The sequence below is a fragment of the Selenomonas sp. FC4001 genome, from assembly GCF_000701565.1.
Lineage (GTDB): Bacteria > Bacillota > Negativicutes > Selenomonadales > Selenomonadaceae > Selenomonas_A > Selenomonas_A ruminantium_B.
On the sequence record NZ_JNJF01000009.1, the window covers coordinates 59360 to 82133 of the forward strand.

A 22774-nucleotide genomic window follows, 5' to 3' on the forward strand; every position below is an offset into this window, starting at 1 on the left:
ATGCGATTGCGAATTTTGGACAAATATATATTCCGCGAGGTTTTCATGACCTTCGTCTTTGGCATTTGCGCGTTCTCTGCGGTGTTCATCGGTTCGGGGACATTATTCCGGATTGCTCAGTACATAACGGATTACGGTGCTTCTTTGCAGGCGGTCATCAAAATCTTTATCTTTGGTCTGCCAGGGGTCGTTATGTGGACTTTTCCCATGTCCATGCTGCTGGCCACGCTGCTGACCTTCGGCCGCCTGTCCAGCAACAGTGAGATAACGGCCATGAAGTCCTGCGGCATCAGCTTTTCCCGTATTGCCATGCCGGCCCTTGTCCTGGGTTTCATTGTCAGCATCGGGGCGATTGCCTTCAATGAATACGTGGTTCCTTGGGCAAATACTGCCTACCGCAATGTGCTCTATTACGAGATTCAGGGCAACACGACCATGAAGAGTCAGGAACACATCATTCTCAAGGAAATTTCCGAGGGCAAGATGCAGCGTCTGGCTTATGCGCGTATCTTTAATGCCGAGACACAGCAGCTGCAGGGCGTGACGTTGCAGGAATTTGGCCCGGACGGCAAGGTTAAGCATGTAGAAAATGCAGATTTTGCGGACTGGGATGGCAAGAAATGGGTTATGCATAACGGTGTCATTTACGATATTTCCGAGAATGAAGACCAGAGCGAACATATGATTCGCTTTAAGACCCAGGTGCTTCCGATTGCTTCGAATCCCCAGCAGATTGTCCGGGAGCAGAAGGAATTGGAAGAGATGACCATGAAGGAACTGCGGGCGCAGATTGAAATCATGAAGACCCAGTATGTCAATACGAGTGCGATTGAGGCAGAACTTTATCAGCGTGTGACAGTTCCTCTGGCCAGCCTGATATTTGCGCTGGTAGGTGTGCCCTTGGGCCTGCAGCCGACCCGCAACAGCTCATCGGCAGGTTTTGCGATGAGTGTCATCATTATCTTTGCTTACTATGCGCTGATGACCATGGGCAGCGCTTTGGCCCGCAGTGAGGCCTTGCCACCGCTGCTGGCTGTTTGGTTGCCTAATATTATCGGTCTTATCTCAGGCGGCTTACTTATCAGACGGGCGGCCCGCTAAATTTTAGGAAAGGTGGTTGACAGATGTCAGGAATATCCTTGATTACCGTGCTGGTTATTACCGGCGGGGTAATCGCCTTTATCGGGGACAGGCTCGGCACGAAAATCGGCAAGAAACGCCTGTCGATTTTTGGCCTGCGTCCCCGGCATACATCCATAATCATTACGATATTCACAGGTATTGTCATTACCACTCTGACTTTTGGCGTAATGGCAGCGGCTTCGGATAATGTGCGCACTGCACTCTTCGGCATGGAGAAGCTGAACCGCACCATGCAGGAGACGAAAAACAATCTGGAGAATACGCAGGCGGATTTGGCTATGGCTAAGTCCGAGCAGGAAAAGACGGATGCAGCCCTGCAGCAGTCCAAAGCGGATGTAGACAGGCTCAACAAGCAGCAGAAAACCTTGGAGGAAGAGGCTGCTAAGCTGCAGTCCGGCATTACCGAGCTGGAAAGTGCCAAGGCACAGCTGACGGCAAAGAATGAGGAACTGTCCGGCTCCAATGAGAAGCTCCTGGCGGCAAATGACAAGCTGACCGACGACAACAAATCCTTGGAGCAGCGCACGCAGCAGCTCAGGGATGGTCTGATTACCATCCGTGAAGGCGACATTGCCTTCCGCGCCGGAGAAATCATTGCCAGCGGCGTAATTCGGGGCAATCGCTCCGTGGAGGATGTGGCCGCAGATATGCAGACGCTGGCGGCTCTGGCCAATCGCAATGTATCGGCCCGCTTCGGCAGTGACCGTTCCGACAAGGAAATTTGGATTTACCAGCCTGAATACGACACGGCGGTAGAAAACATTGCCAAGAGTTCACGGGATATGGTGGTACGCATTGTGGCCGCCGGCAATTTAGTGCGGGGCGAGGAAGTCCGCACCAATCTGGAACTTTATCCCAACAGTGTGATTTTCCGGGATAAGGAATTCATCATTGCCCGCCCCTACGACATGATGGCGGGGTCAGATGCGGAAGCGGAACAGACCATTATGAACTTCTTGAAGGATGTAAACTTTGCCGCTACATCAAAAGGCATTCTGCCTGACCCCTTGCGGGGGACTGTGGGGGTAATGGAAGGAGCACAGTTCTACGAGATTGTAGCACAGCTCCGCGGTCAGCGGGGGCCGGTGATTCTTTCAGCTTATGCCAATGGCAACACCGATGCTTCCGGGCCCTTGCGTCTGAAGATAAATGTGGAGAAAAACACGCAATGACTATCGCAGCCCTCGACCCCGGGCGGGATAAATGCGGCTTTGCCGTCCTTGACGGTGAGGGCAAGGTCCTGACTCAGCGGGTCATCGAGACAGACAAACTCATAGAAGAAGTAACTGCGGCTAAAGCTGACTACGGCTTTAGCCGTCTCGTTATCGGCAACGGCACCACCAGCAAAATCGCCCAAGGGCGGCTGAAGGAGGTGCCGGAGCTTATGGTACTGGTGCGGGATGAATACCGCACCACGGAACTAGCCAAGGGCGAATACTGGAAGGCTAATCCGCCCAAGGGATGGCGACGCCTCATCCCCGTCACCATGCAGGTGCCGCCGGTGCCTGTGGATGATTTTGTGGCGGTTATCTTAGCCCGCCGCTTTTTACAGGAAGAACAGCAGAGCAAAGGAGAGTAACGAAATGGAGCAGAACAAGAATTCCCAGCCGCGTCCCGATTGGACGGAGTATTTCCTCGATATTGCCCGGGCGGTGGGCCGCCGGGCTACCTGCTTGCGCCGCCGCTATGGTGCGATTATCGTCAAGGACCATATCATCATCAGCACCGGCTATAACGGTGCTCCGCGTGGGGAAGCAAACTGCATCGACACGGGCATCTGCGAGCGGGAACGGCTTCATGTACCCAAAGGGCAGAACTATGAGCTCTGCGTGGCCGTTCATGCCGAGCAGAACGCCATCATCAACGCCGACCCTGCCGCCATGGAGGGGGCTACTATTTACATCGTGGGCATCAATGCAGACGGCACGCTGGCCTCCGGCAAACCCTGCCTGCTGTGTCGCCGCATGCTGCGCAATGCCAAGCTCGGACAGGTGATTTATTACGAAACCGATGGTACGATTGTTACCTGCCGCCCCGATGAAATTCATGATTAAAATTCTCTTAAAAAATTGCGCTTTCAGCTTATTTTCATTGACACTATAGGCCCTCTGCGCTAAAATAGGCTTGTTATGAATTTCTAGTAATTATTTGAGAAAAAGAGGTGCTACTTGTATGCCGGATTATATGTTGGCGTTTGTCATTGCCGCAGGTGTGGCTCTGCTCATTACGCCTGGTGTGATTTTCCTGGCGGCCAAGACGGGAGCCATGGATGCTCCTGATGCGAGAAAAGTACATAAAAAACCTATTCCCCGTATCGGCGGTCTGGGTATTTACGCAGCCTTTATGGTGGCGATTATTGGGATTATGCAGTTCATCGATGTGGAGCCGGATGTGCTCTTTGAGGTCACCGGCCTCTTGGTGGGCGGTTCCTTGATTGTGCTCGTGGGTGTTATCGACGATTACAAGAACTTGCCGGCCAAGGTCAAACTGGTGGGGCAGATTGTAGCGGCAGCTGTGCTGGTCATTGCCTTTGATGTGCGCATTGACTTCATCACAGACCCCTTCGGTGATTTCTTCTACACGGAGTGGCTGGCCATTCCCGTGACTATCTTCTGGATTGTAGGTCTTACCAATACGGTAAACCTCATTGATGGACTTGACGGCCTGGCGGCTGGTGTGGCTACCATCGCGTCCGTCACCATCTTCTTAGTGGCTTTGCAGCAGAACATTCTGCTCGTGGCTGTTCTGACGGCAGCACTGGCTGGTTCTGCGATTGGCTTCCTTTACTACAACTTCAATCCCGCCCGGATTTTCATGGGCGACTCGGGGAGTATGTTTCTGGGCTATATGCTCGCAGGTATCTCCGTTATCGGTGCGGTGAAATGCGCGGCTACCATTGCGCTGATTGTACCGATTCTGGCTTTGGGGCTGCCCATCTTGGACACCACCTTTGCTATCGTGCGCCGCTATCGTGGCGGTGTGCCCATCTTCAAGCCGGACAGAGGTCATCTCCATCACCGTCTGATGGATTTGGGCTTCAGCCAGCGGCAGGCTGTACTGCTGATGTACGTCATCAGCGCCTTGCTGGGGCTTAGCGCTGTGGCGCTGACGGAAGTCAGCTCGCAGTTCGCCATTGCCATCGTCTGCATGGTCGTGGCTCTGGTGCTCTACGGTGCAAAGCGCATCGGCATCTTCCGCATGAATGATTCAGCCCAGCAGCATTAAAAGAAATATTCGCAATGATTGCCTTCCCCTCTGGGGAAGGGGGACCGCCTTGCGGTGGATGAGGTTCATGTCAGAGATTGCCTGAAACCTCATCCGTCAGCCTGCGGCTGCCACCTTCCCCATAGGGGAAGGCTTATATAGAGAGGGGACTATTAATGGAACAAAAGAAAATCAAGGTTATGACGGTGTTTGGCACCCGACCTGAGGCGATAAAGATGGCACCTATCGTGTTGGAATTGCAGAAGCACCCGGACAAAATCACCCCGGTGGTGGCGGTAACGGCTCAGCACCGCGAAATGCTGGACCAGGTTCTGGGACTCTTTAATATCACGCCGGACCACGACCTTGATATCATGGCACAGGGCCAGACCCTCTTTGACATCACCTCCAAGGCCATGATGGGCCTGGATAAGGTGCTGGCAGAAGAAAAGCCGGATATCGTGCTGGTACATGGCGACACCACGACCACCTTTGCCGGTGCATTGGCTGCTTATTACCATCAGACGACGGTAGGCCATGTGGAAGCAGGCCTCAGAACCCATGACAAGTACAGCCCCTTCCCGGAAGAAATGAACCGCAAGCTCACGGGCTGCATTGCAGACTTGAACTTTGCGCCCACGGAAACCTCCGAGAGCAATCTGCTGGCGGAAAATGTGAAGCCCGAAAGCATCTTCATCACGGGCAACACCGTTATCGATGCCCTGCATCATACGGTAAAGGATGACTTCCAGTTCGAAGATGAACTGCTGCAGAATATCGACTTTGAGAACAAGCGCATCATCCTCGTGACCACCCATCGCCGGGAAAATCTGGGCGAGCCCATGCGCCATGTTTACAAGGCGCTGCGTCAGCTGACGGAAGAATTTGCCGATGTGGAAGTGGTATTCCCGGTGCATAAGAACCCGAAAGTCCGTGAAGTCGTGCAGGAAGAATTGGGCGGCTTGGAGAAGGTTCACCTCATCGACCCGCTGGACTATGAACCGTTTGCCAATTTGATGAGCCGTGCGCATTTGATTCTCACCGATTCCGGCGGCGTGCAGGAAGAAGCTCCTGCCCTCGGCAAACCGGTTCTCGTGCTCCGCGATACTACGGAACGTCCCGAAGCAGTTGCTGCGGGTACGGTAAAACTCATCGGTACTGACCGGGATGTGGTTTATAACGAAGCCAAGACCTTGCTGACGGATGAAGCAGCCTATAGCCGCATGGCAGAATCCGTAAACCCCTACGGTGACGGCAAAGCCTCCCAGCGCATCATTCAGGCCATTCTCTACCATTATGGCCTGGCTGATAACCGCCCTGATATTTTCGTAGGCAAATAAGATGGCCGGACAGGAACCAAGCGGCCTCAAACAGGCCGTCAAAGCCTTTTCGATACTGGGCGGAGTTGGCATCTACCTCGTGGTATTCGTAGGCATATGCGGTTACATTGGCAGTCTTATCGGAGATTTTCTCCAATTGGGAAAAGCCGGGATAATCGGTGGCATTATCCTGGGCTTTCCCGCAGCCTTTTATACCCTGTACAGACAGCTTAAGAATAACGAACTTATTTGACAGAACGTACCTCCGCGAATGGAGGTACGTTCTTTTTTTGCATACGAAAAAAGCCACTACCCAAAGTAGTGACTGAATAATCTTATCGGAACAATCAACGGGAGCCGGATGTGGTCAGAAAAGAGTTTATTTAGCGTTATAAATTCGTAAAATCGTGAATATCTGGAGTGTGGGATGCTAATTCTGAGAATTGGTTGCAGAAGGAGTATTTATCAGTTATAATATTAAAGAAAAATTAGAATAAGTTAAGGTCAATTTATTGTTTAGATGTGGCAATGATGGGGGATTTTATGGGAGTAGTGTTTGTTGGCTCTTATTAATTCTGCCACTGGGGAGAACAGATAACAAATTAAGATGTTTTTGTTGCGAACAAATGCAATTTTACTGGCCTTGACAGCAGCCTGTCAGGGCTTTTTGTATGTGATGAGAAAGGCGGGATATTTTGAAAGAGTTTCGGAAGCTTTGGACTATTATGCTGATATTAGGCAGCATGCTTATGGGAGGGTGCGGAGGCGGAAAGATTACTGCCATAGAGATTCCCAAAGAGGCTGGACAAGCGGCGACAACGACGCAGTCAGCACCAGTAGTTGATATTTACTGGGATGCCACCGAGTCTATGAGAGGATATACCGCGTTGCCTTCTGGCGTATACAAGCTGCTGCCGGATAACTTGGGCGATATTGCTACAGCAATGGGGGAGACACATTTTTACCGCTTTGGTGAAGAGGTAACCCCATTGGAGGGGCGTTCTTATAGGGCTTTCAGTAGTCCTGATACTTATACGGAGACCGTTACCTCCTTTGGAAGGGTTATAGATCAAGCTACTGCGGGGCATCTTTCCATTGTGATTACGGACCTGTTTGAAAGTGATGCGGATTGGAGTAATGTGACACAAAAACTGCGGGAAAAATACTTCGCTCAGCATCTGGGGGTGGCTGTCATTGGTGTGAAAAACCCATTTCAGGGAGACATCTATGATGTGGGGCTAAACGCTGCTAAATACAGCTGGGACAGCGGCAGCGATCCAGCCAAGTATCGTCCGTTTTATCTCTTCATCATGGGGCCGGAACAGGATATTAAGGATTTCCTACAGCGATGGCAGGAACATTTTGCCAGCGAAGCTGGGAAAGTGGAGATGCAGTATGCCATGTTTTCGGAAAACCTCGGAGCGGAAGGCGCTTCTTTCCCGGAACTGCAGGTAGCAGACAGCAAAAATCTCTACAGCAACGAAAGTCTGGAAGTCAAGGACAAGCGTATCCGAGAGTTCGGCTATGACAGTAGTAGTGACGAAACTAGTCTGACCATGACTTGCAAGTACAAACCTGGCATCGGTGCCTGCCTGGCAGATATGGGCAAACTGGATAAGGTTATGCAAGTCTTTGCCTTGGATGAAGAAAGTGGAGCGTGGAAGATGGTGGACGCCGGTGCGGATGCGCCTAAAATTGAAGTAGGCCCGGTGGATGGCGAGGGGAATTACGCTGTCACCGTAACCTTTGTGCCAGATCAGGCTATTTCTATGGGACAAGTCAATTTTATTCATGCAAGGTTGGCACCGGAAGCTCGTAGCTTGAAGATGCCACCATGGGTGAAGGAGTGGAATATGGCGAATATCGATCTCGATCCAGGGGCATTTGATGGGTCCAAGACTGCCAATCTCCAGCATATTCTGGAGTCCTTGCGGGATACCATGCAGAGTGCAGCTCAGCCTGCGCTGGCAAATATTAACATAGTTATAAATGCACGATGAAAGGGGAAGCAGGATGAGCAGAAATGTGAAAATGGTTTTGTATATGTTGGGCATAGTTGCCTGGATGGGGTTGATGGGGCTGACGGCCTATGAGGCAGGTTCCTTATCGGCTCATTCCTTCATTGGGACAGGGGCAAATGCTTCCTTGCAGAAATGGCAGGTGCCCTATAAGACTTTGGTGATGATTATGGCCTCATTGGCGGCGTTTTTCGCTCTGATATGGTGTGCTCTTTCCCAATGGGGATTTTCGGTGAGCTCTCCTTTGGGGGTGGGCAAACGGACTATTTGGGCTATATTGGGGGTAATTCTGGCAGTTTTATCTTTTGCAGTGCCTTATATTTATGCGGCGCAGAAGAGTGCTCTCACCATGAGTCCCATAATTCCCGTGATATTCGTGCTATTATTTGTAGTAGCTGGTTACTGGCTGGCTACTATCTTTGCCACCAGTGATGCCTATAAATATACGCCGCTGGGTAGCAGCCAGATTCGTAAACACAGAGGAGGAAAGAACTGATGAGCTATTATTTCATATCCATAGGTGGTTCTGGCGCTAAGGTCATGGAGTCCCTTACCCATCTGTGTGCGGCGGGCCTTATGCCTAATCAGCAGAAGCAGTCTGAACTATATGTGATGGCCATTGATCCGGACATTGGTAATGGTAATCTGAAGCGCAGCAGTGCTGCCCTCCATTGCCTTCATGAGTTCCAGTCCTTGGAAACTGGCAGGGGAACCCCCCTCTTCAAGACCAATATCAAACTTTCCCGTCCTTTTATCTGGAGCCCTACAGAGACGGACAAGAACTTGGACGATATCATGTCTTATCAGGCTTATCGTGGTACGTCCATCGGCAAGCTCTATGAAGTCCTCTATACTCAGGATGAGCGATCTACTACTTTAAATGAAGGCTTCCGTGGTCGTCCCGCCATTGGTGCGGCAGTAATGGCCAAAAAAGCTGGTCTGGACAGGGGCAAGGAAAGCCTCAGTCTGGCAGGGGATCCGGCATGGGACAATCTCATCCATGCTGTGCAGCAGGATGTGAAGAATGGTCAGGAAGCTAAGATATTCCTGGCAGGTTCTGTCTTTGGTGGTACTGGAGCTGCCGGCATGCCTACGGTAGCTAGACTCCTGCGCTCCATGTTGAAGGAATATTGTGATGCTGGTCAGGCACGCATTGGTGGGGCGCTCATCTTGCCATTTTTTGCCTTTTCTCCCACGGAGCAGGAAAAGAATGCCGGCATATATGCTTCTTCCGAGAATTTCCTGACTAATACCAAGGCTGCGCTAAAATACTATGCTATGAAGGATAGCGGATATGATGCTATGTACTTTATTGGTGATAATCAGCTGACAGCTGTGGATAAATTCAGCATCGGTGCTGCCAGCCAGAATAATGGTGCACATATGGTAGATTTTTATGGTGCGATGGCGGCCTTGGACTTCTACGGAGAAAAGACCGATAGTGGGCAGCAGTGCTCCTATATTTCCCATAGTGACGAGTCCAGTTTTCAGTGGAGTGATCTCCCTGTAATCAAACTGGATGATGGTCAGGAGATGCGTGTAAGTGAGGCCCTGGGGCAGTTTGCCCGCTTCATCTTTGCCTATGTGCATCTGGTGAAGCCGGTTTTGGCGGATTTGGCTTCTGGAAGGTTGAAGGATTATCAGTACCCCTGGTTCCGTGATTTCCTGGCAGGACTTTCCATTGATACGGTGGAAGTTCGCAGTTTTGAGGAGTATGCGGAGAGTTTTGCTCTTTGGATCGATCAGTTGGAGCATCACTCGTCTAACCGCCGTGTGGAATTCATCAATCCTAATGTTTTTGGTTCGCAGCCAGCCAGACTGGAAAATCCCTTGCAATTTTCCAAGCTAGTGTTGCCTGATGACAGCAAGGTTACTATGGATGAGCTTTGGCATCGCCTTTGCGAGGGCAAAATCCAGGACGAGGAATATGCACAGGGCTTTGGACGTTTTCTGCGGTTGCTTTATGACAGCTGCGCTAAGGTTTGAGGAGGTAAGTGATAAATGGCCAATAAATATTTTCCCATGCTGCCGAAACTCAATGAGGACGCAGCTATCAATCCTGACAAAGCAAGTGTCTGGGAGAAGGAAACTGGTACGAGAGATTTCCTGCTGGCCCTGGTGAAGAGTTTGGCAGCGGGCGGCTCTACGCAGGATATAGGTAGTATTGACTCCATTCCGGATGTGTGGGCCAGACCACTACTTTTCCAAATGGCGCTTTATGATGACCAGAAGATTGGTGCCCAGGAGTTCGTGAGAGGACTTCATGATAAGGTGCAGGGGGAATGGCGTTCCCTGCTGGCCATGATTGCCTTAAAGGATATACGTCATCTTAATCTTAAGGCAGAGGCAGTACATCTGGGGGCTGGCTCCAGTGGATTGGAGCAGGTGCTGGCTGGTCTTGCTCCTACGGAGAGCATCAGCCAAAGCACTAGCTGGCATGACATCTATATCCTGCTCCTGCAGGACAGGCCACTAGCAATGACTTCACCCACTACACTAGTAGCCGCTGCCGCTGATTATCGGCGTACCATGCAGGGAATTTTGGCTCAGCCTTGGAGCGCAGATGGCTTAAATCTCTGCGATCCCATACCATATCTGACGGTGGACGAACTGGGCGCTCTTTGCACCTGGCTTCAGCAGGTAGAGCAGGATCTGCGCAGAGCGATTCCCACGGCTGATCAAGAACAGGCTGCCTGCTTGAACCTTTTTGGTGCTTTGGAATCTTATCAGGCAGATATCCGGGCTCGCTCTGCTCAGTTGCCTGCAGGCCAGAGAATGGTTTCGTCTAATTTGGAAATGAATATCGGGATTTTCCGTTGCCTGAACCAATCTGTGGAGGCTAAGGCTGCTGATGCCAGTGATTCTGCGGTGCGTTTGGTGATGTCACCTGCCCGTGACAAGGCTGGAGAAATCCTGCTGGTGTCTCCCCAGATGGTGCGGGACTTTGCAGCTCAGGAAGGGGTGCCTGCTGCACAGCTAGTGGTGTGGCCTGGTATTTCGGCCAACGATATTACTGAAGAAGCGCTGGCTGAGGATAATAGCCATATTGGACGCACACCTTTGGGCAAGGCTGTTTTCCGCAGACCAGAAGATTTCTTCACGGAACGCATGACGGTCATAGAGCCGGGGAATGCTCTGGCAGGCACATTAAAAGTGCCTGGCAGTGAACTCTTGTCGGCAGATGACCTCAGTGCCATTTTGCCCCTGCGTGCGGAAATCCTGGAGTATTTCACCCCCCAGGAAATTGCGCAGCGGCTGCGCATTGAGAATCTCAGTGACCGCATTACCGTGCAGTTTGCGTTCCCACTGGCTGGTGTTCATGGGGAATCCGATTACAAATACACCAAGACCTACCCAAAACAGGAACTCATCTATCTTCAGACTAATGTGCCGGTCATTGAGCTGTGGCCGAATATCAAGCGTGAGGGCTGGAATAAATACTATCTCTATTATGAAAACAGTGAGGCACAGAATGTGAGTGCCCAAGGTGCAGGTAGGGATTTCTTCTATGTGTACCCCTGGAAATATGGTGAGGATATTGCCGTGGATATGCCGGAGAATGGCATGACTAACTTGTACACGGCTCGGCTGACTGGATTCCCGGAGGCACTTCGCTGTACGGTTAATGTTTCCGCGGAAAATGGCATTTACGCTGAGCGTGTAGAAGGCGGCATCCTTTTGTTGCCTGAGCCGCAGCCAGTACAGGTTATACCAAGGCTTAAATGGCAGGTGGGTATTGATTTTGGTACATCTGGTACCATGCTTTATCATCGTTCTGGAAATTACAGACCGGAACCACTGGCGTTCCAGCCAAATCTTATGCCTGTTACGGAAAGCGGCGTAGCCAGAACGCGTACCTTCCTGAATTTTATTCCTTCTTCAACGGAAGATCAACAGGATGGTTCTTTCCTGAGTATTTTCCAGGTATTGAATAGCAGCCGTTTGAAGACAGAAATCCGTCCGTTGCAGGATGGTAATGTATTTTGGCTTTTGACTAACAATGCTGAGGACTTCAAGCAGCGCAATTTGCAGATTGATGCTAACCTGAAATGGAAGAATGATGATGTGGGACGCCGTAAAGTGGCAGCCTACGTGAAGCAGATTTGTTTGCAGAGCCTGGTGGAAGCAGCCAAAGCTGGGGCTGAAGCTGTTGAGTGGAACTTCTCCTATCCTACGGCGTTTTCTGCAGAGCAGCAGTTTGCGTTTAAGGCTACCTGCCGCGAGGCAGTGCAGGAAGCCTATGAGCAGTCAGGCATGTCCAAGGAAAATGAGGGCGTGACCAATTACTGGCCGGAAAGCAAAGCGGCTGCTTATCATTTCAACAAACTTGGCACTAAGGCAACAAACTTTGGCGAGGGTGCCATTTGTTTGGATATTGGTGCAGGTACCACCGATATTTCTGTCATCAGCGGACAACCGGCCAGAATCGTCTACCATACATCTGTTCAATTTGCTGGTCGCACTCTGTTTAAACCGATTTATCGCAACTATGAGCTTTTCAAGGGCGAGAAGTTGGCGATGGAAGGCATGGATGATGAACATCGCAATGCCGTGATTGATGCTGATATGCGCCAAAACAGTGAGCAGTATCTCAAAAACCTGAAGAATAATACTGGACGCAAAGAAATAAAACAGGTACTTCAACAGACGCAGTTGGCCATGGCGGGTATGTTTGCTTATCTGGGGGCACTCCTTGGCAAGTTGTCAGAGCAGGGGATCTACTCTGAAAATCATCTGCCGGATATCTATGTGGGAGGCAATGGCTCCAGAGCGTTCTATTGGCTGTCTGGTGGAACCTTTGACACTGAGAATCCCTTCTTTGGTGTGTTCAAGGAAATGTTGGCTGAGTATTCTGGCCTGGATGATAAATATGGTATGAAGATCCATCTTAGCGATACACCTAAGGTAGAGGTGGCTGGGGGCATGATTGAGGAACGCCCCCATAACGATGCGGAATTCTTTGATGAGGCACAGCAGACGGAGACACTCTTTGGTGAAAAAGGGCGGGATGAATTCATCGCAGCTTCGCAGTTTGCCGGTGATATCTATGTTGTGCAAGGCGAGACGCACGAAGCGAATGAATTTATCTCTGCCTATGATATCGCAAAGGGCATTGAGGTAGAGAATGTGGCTGCCTTACAGGCGTTCATTGACAAGTTCAATGAAAATCGCCATATCTGGTTTGAAGGCATCGAAATGGATGAGGGAAGATATCAGGAAGTTGCTCGCAAGGTGAGAAGCTATTATGTGAACCAGATGGGCTTAGAGCCGAAGAAAGTGTTTGTGGAGCCGGTGTTCATTATGGAAATGAAAGAGTGCATGGAGATGTTGGAAAGTGATTGAATATGTTGCATTAGGAATGGCATTGGCAGCGTTGATCGTAAGTCTTTGGGGATTGATTAAAAGTGGCAAAGGGAAGAGCGAGACTTTTAGGGAAAAAAATCATATAGGACAGAATGCTATTAGTGGGGAGGAGTTTTATGAATTACGGAATCACCTGCTGGCGTTAGAAGGACAACTGGTGCTTCTGGAAAGGAAGTGCCGAGAGCTTAGCATGCAGTCCGCAAAAAATGTTGATGTCAGTGCTGGCAATCGGCATTATGAAGAAGAACCTGTTTCTTACGGCATGGTGGCACGGCCTGCAGCAGAAAAAAATTCTTCAGAGAATGAGCTGTTGGTTAAATGCAATGAATTTGCTCAAGACTTCAATCATATACAGGAATTAAGCGGTTTTGATGCTAAAAATGCCAAGAAAGTTTTTCACAGCAGATACGATATTCGGGGATTTAAGTGCGTAAATTTTAATGAGCGTTTCAATAATCCCCGTATCAAGCCCAAATTTGAGGAAGCGCCTTCGTTAGGAGAAGCCGACTTGTGGGGCTTTCGGTATAAAAGCTATTATCTTGTACTGCCTAATGTAAAAACCTATACAGGGGACAATCATGGAGCAGGTGGGATGAAGGAGCTTTTTAGATCTAATTTCCAGCAGGGGCATACATATCAAAATATAAAGCTCAGATTACCGGCCGTGTTGACAATTGATTTGCAAATATATAATAAAGGTGAATTGATCCTTAATTAAGCTATAGGGATGGGGGAGAAACGTTTATGGCAGGTTTTTGCACTAAATGCGGTGCTCCGTTGGAAGATGATGCCAATTTCTGTACTAGTTGTGGGAGTGTGGCGAAAATCACTCCGCAGCCTGAGCTGCCTGCACCTGCATCCAGGCAGCCTGTGACTGGGCAGCCAACTTCAGCCAATAATTCGGTAATAGTCTTGTTGTTGGTTATTATTGTACTGTTGTTGGCAGGTGGCGCTTATATGATTTATCGGAATCAGCAGACTCCAGATGTGGCAACTGTGCAGCAAAAGACATCTGCCCCATCAGCAACTGAAAGCAACCTCAAAACAGATGACACGCAGAGGCGGAGAAAAGCATGTATAAAAAGTGTAGCAGAAGCGCTGGCGGCAAATGAAACAGAACTGGCTGATTTGGCTGGCAAAATAAACTCTGGGCAGTTTAGCAACAGCAGTTTGCTGGATTATGAAAGCAATGTAATAAAAGCCATAGAAAAACGGCATCGTGTCTGGAACAAGGATGGCATCATCAATGATTCTGAATTGATTGCAGAAGTAGAAGGCATGTTTTCGCTGCAGGCAAAACGTGCTGAGTGCATGCGCCAGGGCATATTAGGGAACACAGGACAATATGTGACGGGGGGGCAATATTATGATCAGTTCCAGAGCCGTTTTGAAATTTTCAAGAGAAGTTTTAACCTGTAAATGAGAAAGGTGTTTGTATGGAACAGGGAGAACAACGTATACAAGAAGCCTTGGAAGCTTTGCTGAAGGAAGATAGGCAGATTCTGGGCAGGAAAGATGAGCTGATTGAAAAACTGGAGCCCAAACTGGAAGGTGTGGATCAACGCTATATCAATGCGCTGAAGAAAGCTTTTCAGCAGCATGATATAGGTGAGCTCCTTTTGGCTGCAGATCAGGGGCCCGAGGAGGATCAGGAAAAAGCCAGGATTGATGCTGAAGAGCGTCTTAAGTCTGGTAATATGCAGGAAAAGCGTATTGACTCCGTTATGAGCATTTTGATTGGTGCCCTGCGTTGGGGTGTTGAGGAAGAAGAATCAACGGAGGAAAGCGAGTCTGAGACAATGGAAGACCATGCCCTGCTGCAGGAACCGCAGACATGGGACTGCTATTGTGGCAAGTCGGAGAATAAGGGGCCGTTTTGTACAGCCTGTGGCAAAACTCAGGCAGAAAGCGAAGCTGCAGTAAAGCGGGCGGCAGAAGAGTCGACAATTGCAGGATGGACTTGTGGCCAGTGCGGCAGACAGGGAAATAAAGGAAAGTTCTGTGCTGGCTGTGGTGCGCCTCAAAAGGAGAACAAGCCAGCAGAATCCCAGCCAGTGACTCCGCCAAGGCCGCAGATTCCGCCTATGCCACAGACGCCGGTGATGCAGCCAACTGCAACAGGATCTGGCACCAATGGCACACAACGTGTTATCATAGGCGTGATAGCCGTATTGTTCATTGTCCTGGCAGGTATTTGCTTTAAGGAATTTTCGGCTGGTTCTGATACGTCAGCTGCCTCCAGTTATCGCTCCCTGACCAAGAACCCTGACAGTAGCAAGGAAAAAGGAAAGCCTCAGTTGGTGGCTAAAACGGACCTTTCCTTGGGGGGCGTTGATCTTGATATCAGCCTGGATGACTTACATTCCAAGTTGGGCAAGGAAAAAAGCCATGAAAATGGTAAAGAAGGTCATGTTTTTTATTTTTATGATGGTATGAAGGTAGGCACTAAAGGTGGCGTAGTAACGTCGTTCGTGTCTGACGGTGCTGCTTGTTCTACTAAGAGGGGCATACATGAAGGTTCTACGCTACAGGAGGTTATAGATGCTTATGGCAGTGATGCCATGAAGACCAATTACGAAGGACTGGTACTGTATGAGTACAACTTCAAATCGCTGACTGGCAATGACGGTATCCTGCGTTTTGCTATCAATGGACAGAATAAGGTTGATTACATCAGTGTGAGGATTCCTGAAGCTCCCAAGGTAGATACACAGGCTGTGGGCAACGCTGCCAAGAATGTGGTGGCTTCCTATCACAAATACATAACTAATAGGGATTATCGCTCTGCGTACAATCTGCTGAATGATAATATGCAGAACACTATGGGGAGTTATGATAATTGGACCAGGGGCTTTGCCAATACCATTGAAAGCCGCGTTACAGATTTGCAGGTGTCGGATGTGCAGGCAGATCGTGCAGAAGTCAGCTTTATTTTAGTGGCCCGTGACCGACGTCCGGGGGGGTATGAAGAAAACAGATTCCGCAGTACTGCTACAGTGGTAAAGGATGGTGGTGCATGGAAGATCGCTGCCGTAAACAACAAAAAGATTTAAGGAGAGGCAATGGACAAGAAGGTTAAGCGGCGGTTGATTGTCTTGGGGGTAATGGCATTCTTGCTGGCAGTGCTGGGAGGCGGCATATTTGCTTCCCGCTTTGTGTCCCAAGAGCCGGCAGCAGAGAAATTACATTCAGCTGCAGTGGGAAAAGTTGAAAAACAACTGACTTTGGACGAGAAAGTGGATGAGCTTGTTTCTTCCATGTCCACAACAGAAAAAATTGGCCAGTTGATGATGATTGGGGTGCAGGGCACCGCGGTGAATGATGATACTCTTTATGTGTTGCACCAGTTCCATTATGGTGGCATTATTCTCTTTGACCGAAATTTGGAGAACAAGGAGCAGACCAAGACTTTTGTGTATAATCTGCAGGCCAAAGCAGATGAGAAATTGCCATTGTTTGTGGCCATAGATGAGGAAGGTGGTTTGGTGGTGCGTGGCAAGAATTTCATTACTCCGCCGCCATCACAAGAGGAAGTGGGACAACATGGAAAGCCGGAGCAGGCAAAAAAATTAGCTCAGGATACAGCAGCAGAGCTGAAGGCCGTGGGCATCAATCTGAATTTTGCCCCTGTGGCGGATGTGGGATCTCAGGACAGTCGTTCTTACAGCAAGGATCCCTATGACACCTTGAAATTTGTCCAGCAGGCCGTAGCAGGCTATAAGGAAAGCGGCATGATTTGTGCACTGAAGCATTTTCCCGGTATAGGCAGGGGAAAACTGGATTCCCATAAGGAAGTTTCTTCTGTAGAGGCCAGTGAAGGCGAACTGCGCAAATCGGATCTGGTGCCTTTCCGTGAGACATTCAATGATACGGACAAGGGCAAGGGGCTTGATTACATGATCATGGTGGGACATTTGAAGTATCCTGCTTTTGATGGGGAACATTCTGCCAGCCAGTCTAAGAAAATCATCACCGGTCTTCTGCGGGAGGAAATGGGCTATCAGGGCCTGGTCATCACGGATGATATGGAAATGGGGGCCATTGCCAACCATAAATCCTTCCGTCAAGTGGGGGCAGATGCCATTTTGGCGGGGGCGGATATCGTGCTGGTCTGCCATGATTACCAGCACGCCGAGGAGGCCTATATGGGCATCTATGATGCTGTGAAAAGCGGGACAATTAGTGAACAGCGCCTAGAGGAATCGGTACGCCGGGTAGTAAAGGCTAAACTTATGCACGGCTTACGTCCCAATGATAAATGAAAGGGGAAATAGAAATGGCTTATTTTTGTTCAAAATGTGGTGCTCCGTTGGAAGAAAATGCGAAATTCTGTGGCAGCTGCGGCACTAAACTGGAAGCTGTAGAACCACAGCAGACTCCGGTGATGCATAATGATAGCGTTGATCATATCAAGAAGGAATTTGATGTAGTGAAAAACAATGTGGCAGAACGGCTCCAGAATGTGTCCAATGCAGAATGGCAGAAAAAAGTAGAGCGTGATTCATTTGTGCAGCGGTTCAAGGGCCGGTATTTGACTACGCAGGGACGATTGAATCGTTGGGCATATTTTGTCGCAGGAATCAAGCTTTTTTTGATGGCGCTAATTCCGTATATCATGTTGGGGATCGGTGCAGTAATGCTGGAGGCAGACTCTGGTGCGGCTAATATCTTGGGGTTGTTTTTGTTATTGCCAAGTTTGGTGTTGATTCTGCCGTTCATTGCGGCTTCTCTTATGCTGGAGATTCGCCGGTGTCATGATTTGGGGCACTCTGGTTGGATAATATTGATTGGATTAATACCTTATGTAAACATTCTCTTCTATTTGTATATTATATTCTGCCCTGGTACTAAGGGAGCCAATCAGTACGGTGAGGACCCGCTTCAGCAGGTAAGTTATCAATAAGTTGAAAGGATCTTAGTTAAATGCAGATACAAGCAGATGAGCAGAGTAAAAATTCTTTGGGCAGGGAGCCGCAGAAGAAAAAACTTACCGTTTACCTGGGGGCTTTGGCCATAGTGTTGGCTCTTACAGTGGGGGGCGCATTTTATTACTTCCATCAGCAGGCTAATCGCTTTGAGTCTCAGTGTGTGTCTGGTGAGCAGATGACTTTGGAAATCAAGTCCCTGCTGGAAGAGGTTAAGTCCCTGCCAGGTGAGGCAGACAACGAGACTGTGAAGGATTGGACAGACAAACTGGCTGTTGCCAGAACCAACATGGATAAGTTTTGCAGTGATTTGAAAAGTGCCCATCCCAGCAGTAAATACAAGCAGTCTTGTAGCAATCTTTATGCGGCGGCAGAGATTGAGCGTTCTATACTCGAGGCTGTAGCGGCGGTGGTAAAGGAGCCTTTGTCTGTTGATACCGCGGATAAGATAAAGGCTATTGACGATAAGGTGCAGGATTTGCGGGAACAGGCAGCCAGCGTAGAAGTCGGACAGACGGATTTTGCTTCATCCATGGACCTGACTACGTTGAAGGATAACCTGACAGCTTTTGTAAATACGGCGAAAGAAGCCGAGCGCCGCAGACAGGAGGAAGAAGCAAGGCAGGCCCGGGAAAGAGAAAAGCAGAGGTTGGCAGATATCCAGACACGTTTGAAGAACTATAATGATTCTGTCATGGCTAATACCCATGACATGGAATGGCTGGCTACTGGCGTAACTTATACAAATGATCACAGGCTGGAGCTTCATGGGTTCTTTTATAATGGAACCAATAATCCTGTTGTCCGAATCAACAACATGACTATGTCCATAACACTGTACAAGCAGGGAGAAGTCATTTACCAAAGAGACAATTTCTACTTCCGCTCGACGATAGATCTTTATGGTGCAGTGGCTCCAGGAACCAAGAAATTTAACGATCTGTATGTGACTAGTGATGATGTATTCCCACAAGACTTTGACGAATTTAGGATTAAGACAGCTGATATGAATTGGACATACATAAGATAACTGTTCAGTTGGTGGATAGACCGGCTGTTATACAGGAAGAATTGCCGTGCCGGTTAAGGGCACGGCAATTTTTTCTGATAAAGACGCCAAAAAGGAGCTGCGTTCGCAGCTCCTGCAATTTCTTATTGGAGCGGGCAATGGGAGTCGAACCCACCTCTAAAGCTTGGGAAGCTTTCATTCTACCGATGAACTATGCCCGCAACGACTTTTTCAGTATATCATTTTTGTTATTGTATTGCAAGGGGGAATTTGTCTGCGGCATGGCGAATCTTAGTACAGATAAAGTTGTCTTTATTGGATTTACATAGGAGGTAAAATTATGGGACTTTTACAAGCAGGAATTGGTGCCGTGGGCGGTGTGCTAGGCGACCAGTGGAAAGAATACATCTACTGTGACAGTCTGCCGCCAGACGTACTTATGGCCAAGGGGCACCGCAAGACCGGCAGTGGTTCTTCCAACAAGGGGGACGACAATATCATCTCCCAGGGCTCAAGAGTAGCAGTCAACAATGGCCAGTGCCTCATCATTGTGGAAAATGGTGAGGTGGTGGACATTTGTGCCGAACCGGGTGAATACACCTATGACCGGGAAACGGAGCCGTCGCTGTTCACAGGCGACCTTTCCGATACAATTCCGAAGGTCTTTGCAGAAATCGGCCGCCGTTTCTCCTTTGGCGGAGACACAGGCCGTGACCAGCGGGTGTACTACATCAATACCAAGGAAATCTATGGCAACAAGTTCGGCACGCCGTCGCCGATTGCCTTCAAGGTGCGGGATGACACGCTGAACTATGAGCAGACCATTCAGATTCGTTGCTTCGGTGAGTACAGCTACCGCATTACCAATCCGGTTCTGTTCTACACCAACATTGCCAGCAATGTCAGTGATACGTTCAGCCGTGAGGAAATCGACAGTCAGCTCAAATCCGAACTCATGATGGCACTCAAACCGGCTATGGCCAAAGTTTCGGCTATGCGGGTGGGCTATGACGAATTGGAGGCACATTCTCAGGATATTGCCGATGCCTTGAACGAAAGTCTCAGCCAGAAATGGGGCAATCTGCGCGGCATTGAAGTGGTGTCCGTAGCGGTGGCCAGCGTCAGCCTTACGGATGAGAGTCAGGCAGTGCTTGAAAAACTGCAGAAGATGCAGGAAGCTGCCGTGCTGGGCCGCGACCCGTCGCTGATGGCAGGTTTCTATGGTGCGGCGCAGGCGGATGCTCTGCGTGATGCGGCGAACAACGAAGGCGGCGCAGCTATCGGTTTTATGGGGATGAACATGGCTGGCAATGCAAATGGCATCAATGTCGGTGATATGATGGCGCAGGGGCAGGCGCAAAGAGCTGCCCAGGCACAGCAGGCCACTGCCCGTCAGGCGGCACCTGCAGGCGGCTGGACTTGTGCCTGCGGTCATAGCGGCAACACGGGCAAGTTCTGTTCCGAATGCGGTGCTGCCAAACCGGATGACGGCTGGACCTGCGCATGTGGCGCCAAGAATACGGGCAAATTCTGCTCGGAATGTGGCAAACCCCGTCCTGCTGGTGATTGGGTTTGTGCATGCGGGGCCAAAAACAGCGGCAAGTTCTGCGCTGAATGCGGGAGTCCGCGTCCGTGATGAAATTGATATTGGATAAGGAGGTGGCGGTATGGCAAGTTCTTCCGTAGCTTATAAATGTCCTAACTGCAGTGCGCCACTGGATTTTAAGCCCGGCACGCAGAAGATAACCTGTGAATACTGCGGTACGGAGCTTGAGGCGGAATCTATTGAAGCACTGTTTCAGGCCAAAGAGGCCATGGCGGCAGAAGCCGCCGAACGAGAAGATGAAAAATGGGATACGGCAGTAGCGGGGGGCGAGTGGACAGCCGAAGAAGCAGAGGCGTTTAAGTCCTACACCTGCGAGTCCTGCGGTGCGGAAATTGTGGCCGATGGCAATACCATGGCCACGGAATGCTGTTACTGTGGTCATGCGGTGATGTTGCCCAGCCGTTTTGAGGGCATGCTCAAGCCCGACTACATCATTCCGTTCAAAAAGACCAAGGACGATGCCAAGGCGGCGCTCAAAGCATTCTATGAAAACAAGTGGCTGCTGCCCAGTCTCTTTAAGTCTCAGAATCGTATTGAGGCCATTCAGGCGATCTATGTGCCGTTCTGGCTCTTTGATTCCGAGGTGGATGCTTATGCTCATTTTCGGGCGGAGAAAATCCATATCTACGAAACAAGTGACGAGGAAGTCACGGAGACCAGCCATTATGAGTGCCTGCGCTCCGGTAGTATGGCTTTTTCCCGCATCCCGGTGGACGGCAGTGAAAAGATGGACGACACCTATATGGAGAGCATTGAACCCTTCGACTACAGCGAAATGGTGCCCTTTTCCAACGCCTATATGACAGGCTTTCTCGCGGATAAATACGATGTGGATGCTGAGGCTTCCGTGCCGCGGGCGGACAAGCGGGTACAGCAGAGTGCCATTGATGTGCTGTCGGACACGGTGGAAGGATATGACAGTGTTCATTGCACCGAATCCGATGTGAAGAAACAGGCAGGCGTTGTGGCTTATTGTATGGCACCCGTCTGGATTGTCACCACCCGCTATCAGGACAAGCCCTATACCTTTATGATGAACGGCCAGTCCGGCAAGGTGGTTGGCAGCCTTCCCTACGACATGAAAAAAGCCGTGGCCTATGGGCTGGCGGTCTTTGCCGTAGTCCTGCCCATTGTGTACTATGCAGCCAAGTGGCTGCTGGCAGATTGAGGAGGGAATGGCGATGAAAAAATTCTTAAGAATCCTGCAGGGCGCCTGCCTCGCATTCCTGCTTATCTGCCAGACTGCGGCCTTGGCGGCCACGCCCGTGGTGGACCAGGCAAAACTTCTGAATAGCGACCAGCGTGAAGCGCTTACGGCAAAAATCCAGCAGGTAGAGGCCGCCCATAAAATCAAAATCGGCATCTGCACCATGCAGGATGTGCCGGGGGGCATCAGCATTGGCAAATACGCCAACAACATTCTGGACAAAAACTTTGCCAATGGGGAAAACGGCAGTATTGTCCTCGTGCTGGCCATGGGCAGCCGTGACTGGTATATCTCCACCGATAATAAAATGCGGGCGAAAATCACCGACGAAGCGGGGATTCATGGCCTCAAAAATCTCTTTTTGGATGATTTGTCCAATGGTGATTACAGCGATGGCTTTCATCACTTCGTGGATGGTATAGACCGCTATCTGAGTTATTACGAAAAAGAGGGTGTTCCCTATGACCCTGGTGATGAATTTGACATTTGGGCAGCGATTATCGCGGCAGCGGTGGCAGCTGCAAGCGGCTTTTTCTTTGCCTATTACCTCATCTGCGGCATGAGCAATGTTACTCCTGCCGTAGAAGCCAGCGCTTACCTGAAACAGGACAGCGTTGACATCTTCCAGCGGCAGGACAGATACCTCTATACCACCGTGACCCGCCGGCAAAAATCCAAGAGCAGTGGCAGCTCATCATCCTCCAGCGACAGCAGCCACGGCGGCGGGGGAGGAAAGTTTTAGTATTGCACTTACTGGCCGTAAAAAATCATTGACAAAAAAAGACGTCGATGCTAGACTGAAAATACAAATGAATTGAGAGAAGTTCATTACAGTACCGAACAAAGAAAAGCCTCCGCCAGAGTGATGCCTGTGCGGGGGCTTTTCTTGTTCATCTGCTGATGCTTGCAGGGAGTACATTATGCTGGATTACCACATTGCCACTGGTCAGCGGCCCAGCAGGTAGAGTGCAAGCTCAAC

General features: G+C 49.9%; 20 protein-coding genes and 1 tRNA gene. 20 read left to right on the forward strand and 1 reads right to left on the reverse strand.

Translation table 11 applies throughout. From position 1 onward, the window contains the following. The 17 genes from T320_RS03890 to T320_RS03970 all read left to right on the forward strand — a co-directional run bounded on the left by T320_RS03890 (position 1) and on the right by T320_RS03970 (position 19003). Positions 1 to 1101 carry an LptF/LptG family permease gene (locus T320_RS03890; protein ID WP_037353201.1) on the forward strand — a complete coding sequence of 367 codons (1101 nt, stop codon included), beginning with the start codon at positions 1 to 3 and terminating at the stop codon, positions 1099 to 1101. Positions 1102 to 1124: 23 nt separating this feature from the next. Continuing rightward, positions 1125 to 2315 (forward strand): DUF3084 domain-containing protein, encoded by a 1191-nt coding sequence (locus T320_RS03895; RefSeq protein ID WP_037353203.1) that lies wholly within the window; start codon positions 1125 to 1127, stop codon positions 2313 to 2315. Beyond that, positions 2312 to 2722: a RuvC family protein gene (locus T320_RS03900; protein ID WP_037353205.1), complete on the forward strand. Its 411-nt coding sequence runs from the start codon at positions 2312 to 2314 to the stop codon at positions 2720 to 2722. Before T320_RS03895 ends, T320_RS03900 begins: the two co-directional genes overlap by 4 nt. Positions 2723 to 2726: 4 nt before the next feature. After that, entirely contained in the window at positions 2727 to 3197 is a 471-nt protein-coding gene (locus T320_RS03905) for a deoxycytidylate deaminase (RefSeq protein ID WP_026759470.1), read from the forward strand. Positions 3198 to 3315: 118 nt separating this feature from the next. After that, entirely contained in the window at positions 3316 to 4368 is a 1053-nt protein-coding gene (locus T320_RS03910) for an MraY family glycosyltransferase (protein ID WP_026759469.1), read from the forward strand. Between the two features lie 155 nt (positions 4369 to 4523). Next, a complete protein-coding gene (gene wecB, locus T320_RS03915; protein WP_037353208.1) occupies positions 4524 to 5687 on the forward strand; it encodes a non-hydrolyzing UDP-N-acetylglucosamine 2-epimerase in 1164 nt (387 codons plus the stop codon). A 1-nt stretch (position 5688) separates the two neighbouring features. Further along, positions 5689 to 5919: an AtpZ/AtpI family protein gene (locus T320_RS03920; RefSeq protein WP_026759467.1), complete on the forward strand. Its 231-nt coding sequence runs from the start codon at positions 5689 to 5691 to the stop codon at positions 5917 to 5919. 616 nt (positions 5920 to 6535) lie between these two features. Next, the gene (locus tag T320_RS03925; protein WP_156032730.1) at positions 6536 to 7666 is read left to right on the forward strand and encodes a hypothetical protein; all 1131 of its coding nucleotides are present in this window, start codon (positions 6536 to 6538) and stop codon (positions 7664 to 7666) included. A 13-nt stretch (positions 7667 to 7679) separates the two neighbouring features. Continuing rightward, on the forward strand, positions 7680 to 8180 hold the full coding sequence (locus tag T320_RS03930) for a hypothetical protein (RefSeq protein WP_037353213.1): 501 nt from the start codon (positions 7680 to 7682) through the stop codon (positions 8178 to 8180). Beyond that, the gene (locus T320_RS13845; RefSeq protein ID WP_051608582.1) at positions 8180 to 9670 is read left to right on the forward strand and encodes a tubulin-like doman-containing protein; all 1491 of its coding nucleotides are present in this window, start codon (positions 8180 to 8182) and stop codon (positions 9668 to 9670) included. Before T320_RS03930 ends, T320_RS13845 begins: the two co-directional genes overlap by 1 nt. A 15-nt stretch (positions 9671 to 9685) precedes the next feature. Beyond that, a complete protein-coding gene (locus T320_RS03940; RefSeq protein ID WP_037353216.1) occupies positions 9686 to 13027 on the forward strand; it encodes an acetate and sugar kinases/Hsc70/actin family protein in 3342 nt (1113 codons plus the stop codon). Continuing rightward, a complete protein-coding gene (locus tag T320_RS03945; RefSeq protein ID WP_037353218.1) occupies positions 13020 to 13766 on the forward strand; it encodes a hypothetical protein in 747 nt (248 codons plus the stop codon). Before T320_RS03940 ends, T320_RS03945 begins: the two co-directional genes overlap by 8 nt. A 26-nt stretch (positions 13767 to 13792) precedes the next feature. After that, positions 13793 to 14467 carry a zinc ribbon domain-containing protein gene (locus tag T320_RS03950; protein ID WP_072023986.1) on the forward strand — a complete coding sequence of 225 codons (675 nt, stop codon included), beginning with the start codon at positions 13793 to 13795 and terminating at the stop codon, positions 14465 to 14467. A 17-nt stretch (positions 14468 to 14484) separates the two neighbouring features. Further along, on the forward strand, positions 14485 to 16101 hold the full coding sequence (locus tag T320_RS03955; RefSeq protein WP_037353223.1) for a hypothetical protein: 1617 nt from the start codon (positions 14485 to 14487) through the stop codon (positions 16099 to 16101). 9 nt (positions 16102 to 16110) lie between these two features. Continuing rightward, the gene (locus T320_RS03960; RefSeq protein WP_037353226.1) at positions 16111 to 17310 is read left to right on the forward strand and encodes a glycoside hydrolase family 3 protein; all 1200 of its coding nucleotides are present in this window, start codon (positions 16111 to 16113) and stop codon (positions 17308 to 17310) included. Positions 17311 to 17324: 14 nt separating this feature from the next. Further along, on the forward strand, positions 17325 to 17951 hold the full coding sequence (locus tag T320_RS13850) for a DUF805 domain-containing protein (RefSeq protein ID WP_051608583.1): 627 nt from the start codon (positions 17325 to 17327) through the stop codon (positions 17949 to 17951). 20 nt (positions 17952 to 17971) lie between these two features. After that, positions 17972 to 19003, forward strand: a complete 1032-nt coding sequence (locus tag T320_RS03970) for a hypothetical protein (protein ID WP_037353229.1) — start codon at positions 17972 to 17974, stop codon at positions 19001 to 19003. A gap of 126 nt (positions 19004 to 19129) precedes the next feature. Here T320_RS03970 and T320_RS03975 read toward each other — a convergent pair. Continuing rightward, a tRNA-Gly gene (locus T320_RS03975) sits at positions 19130 to 19203 on the reverse strand. Positions 19204 to 19322: 119 nt separating this feature from the next. On the opposite strand from T320_RS03975, the gene T320_RS03980 reads away from it, so the two are divergent. Genes T320_RS03980 through T320_RS03990 form a run of 3 tightly spaced genes read left to right on the forward strand, consistent with a single transcriptional unit; the run spans position 19323 to position 22537 of the window. After that, a complete protein-coding gene (locus tag T320_RS03980; RefSeq protein WP_037353232.1) occupies positions 19323 to 20618 on the forward strand; it encodes an SPFH domain-containing protein in 1296 nt (431 codons plus the stop codon). Positions 20619 to 20649: 31 nt separating this feature from the next. Then, positions 20650 to 21756 carry a TFIIB-type zinc ribbon-containing protein gene (locus T320_RS03985; RefSeq protein WP_037353235.1) on the forward strand — a complete coding sequence of 369 codons (1107 nt, stop codon included), beginning with the start codon at positions 20650 to 20652 and terminating at the stop codon, positions 21754 to 21756. A gap of 13 nt (positions 21757 to 21769) precedes the next feature. Continuing rightward, entirely contained in the window at positions 21770 to 22537 is a 768-nt protein-coding gene (locus T320_RS03990) for a TPM domain-containing protein (protein WP_037353237.1), read from the forward strand. Positions 22538 to 22774 lie beyond the last annotated feature (237 nt).

Coding starts and splice junctions, on each gene's coding strand:
- T320_RS03890 (WP_037353201.1), top strand. CDS start 1: ATGCGATTGCGAATTTTGGACAAATATATATTCCGCGAGGTTTTCATG.
- T320_RS03895 (WP_037353203.1), top strand. CDS start 1,125: ATGTCAGGAATATCCTTGATTACCGTGCTGGTTATTACCGGCGGGGTA.
- T320_RS03900 (WP_037353205.1), top strand. CDS start 2,312: ATGACTATCGCAGCCCTCGACCCCGGGCGGGATAAATGCGGCTTTGCC.
- T320_RS03905 (WP_026759470.1), top strand. CDS start 2,727: ATGGAGCAGAACAAGAATTCCCAGCCGCGTCCCGATTGGACGGAGTAT.
- T320_RS03910 (WP_026759469.1), top strand. CDS start 3,316: ATGCCGGATTATATGTTGGCGTTTGTCATTGCCGCAGGTGTGGCTCTG.
- wecB (WP_037353208.1), top strand. CDS start 4,524: ATGGAACAAAAGAAAATCAAGGTTATGACGGTGTTTGGCACCCGACCT.
- T320_RS03920 (WP_026759467.1), top strand. CDS start 5,689: ATGGCCGGACAGGAACCAAGCGGCCTCAAACAGGCCGTCAAAGCCTTT.
- T320_RS03925 (WP_156032730.1), top strand. CDS start 6,536: ATGAGAGGATATACCGCGTTGCCTTCTGGCGTATACAAGCTGCTGCCG.
- T320_RS03930 (WP_037353213.1), top strand. CDS start 7,680: ATGAGCAGAAATGTGAAAATGGTTTTGTATATGTTGGGCATAGTTGCC.
- T320_RS13845 (WP_051608582.1), top strand. CDS start 8,180: ATGAGCTATTATTTCATATCCATAGGTGGTTCTGGCGCTAAGGTCATG.
- T320_RS03940 (WP_037353216.1), top strand. CDS start 9,686: ATGGCCAATAAATATTTTCCCATGCTGCCGAAACTCAATGAGGACGCA.
- T320_RS03950 (WP_072023986.1), top strand. CDS start 13,793: ATGGCAGGTTTTTGCACTAAATGCGGTGCTCCGTTGGAAGATGATGCC.
- T320_RS03955 (WP_037353223.1), top strand. CDS start 14,485: ATGGAACAGGGAGAACAACGTATACAAGAAGCCTTGGAAGCTTTGCTG.
- T320_RS03960 (WP_037353226.1), top strand. CDS start 16,111: ATGGACAAGAAGGTTAAGCGGCGGTTGATTGTCTTGGGGGTAATGGCA.
- T320_RS13850 (WP_051608583.1), top strand. CDS start 17,325: ATGGCTTATTTTTGTTCAAAATGTGGTGCTCCGTTGGAAGAAAATGCG.
- T320_RS03970 (WP_037353229.1), top strand. CDS start 17,972: ATGCAGATACAAGCAGATGAGCAGAGTAAAAATTCTTTGGGCAGGGAG.
- T320_RS03980 (WP_037353232.1), top strand. CDS start 19,323: ATGGGACTTTTACAAGCAGGAATTGGTGCCGTGGGCGGTGTGCTAGGC.
- T320_RS03985 (WP_037353235.1), top strand. CDS start 20,650: ATGGCAAGTTCTTCCGTAGCTTATAAATGTCCTAACTGCAGTGCGCCA.
- T320_RS03990 (WP_037353237.1), top strand. CDS start 21,770: ATGAAAAAATTCTTAAGAATCCTGCAGGGCGCCTGCCTCGCATTCCTG.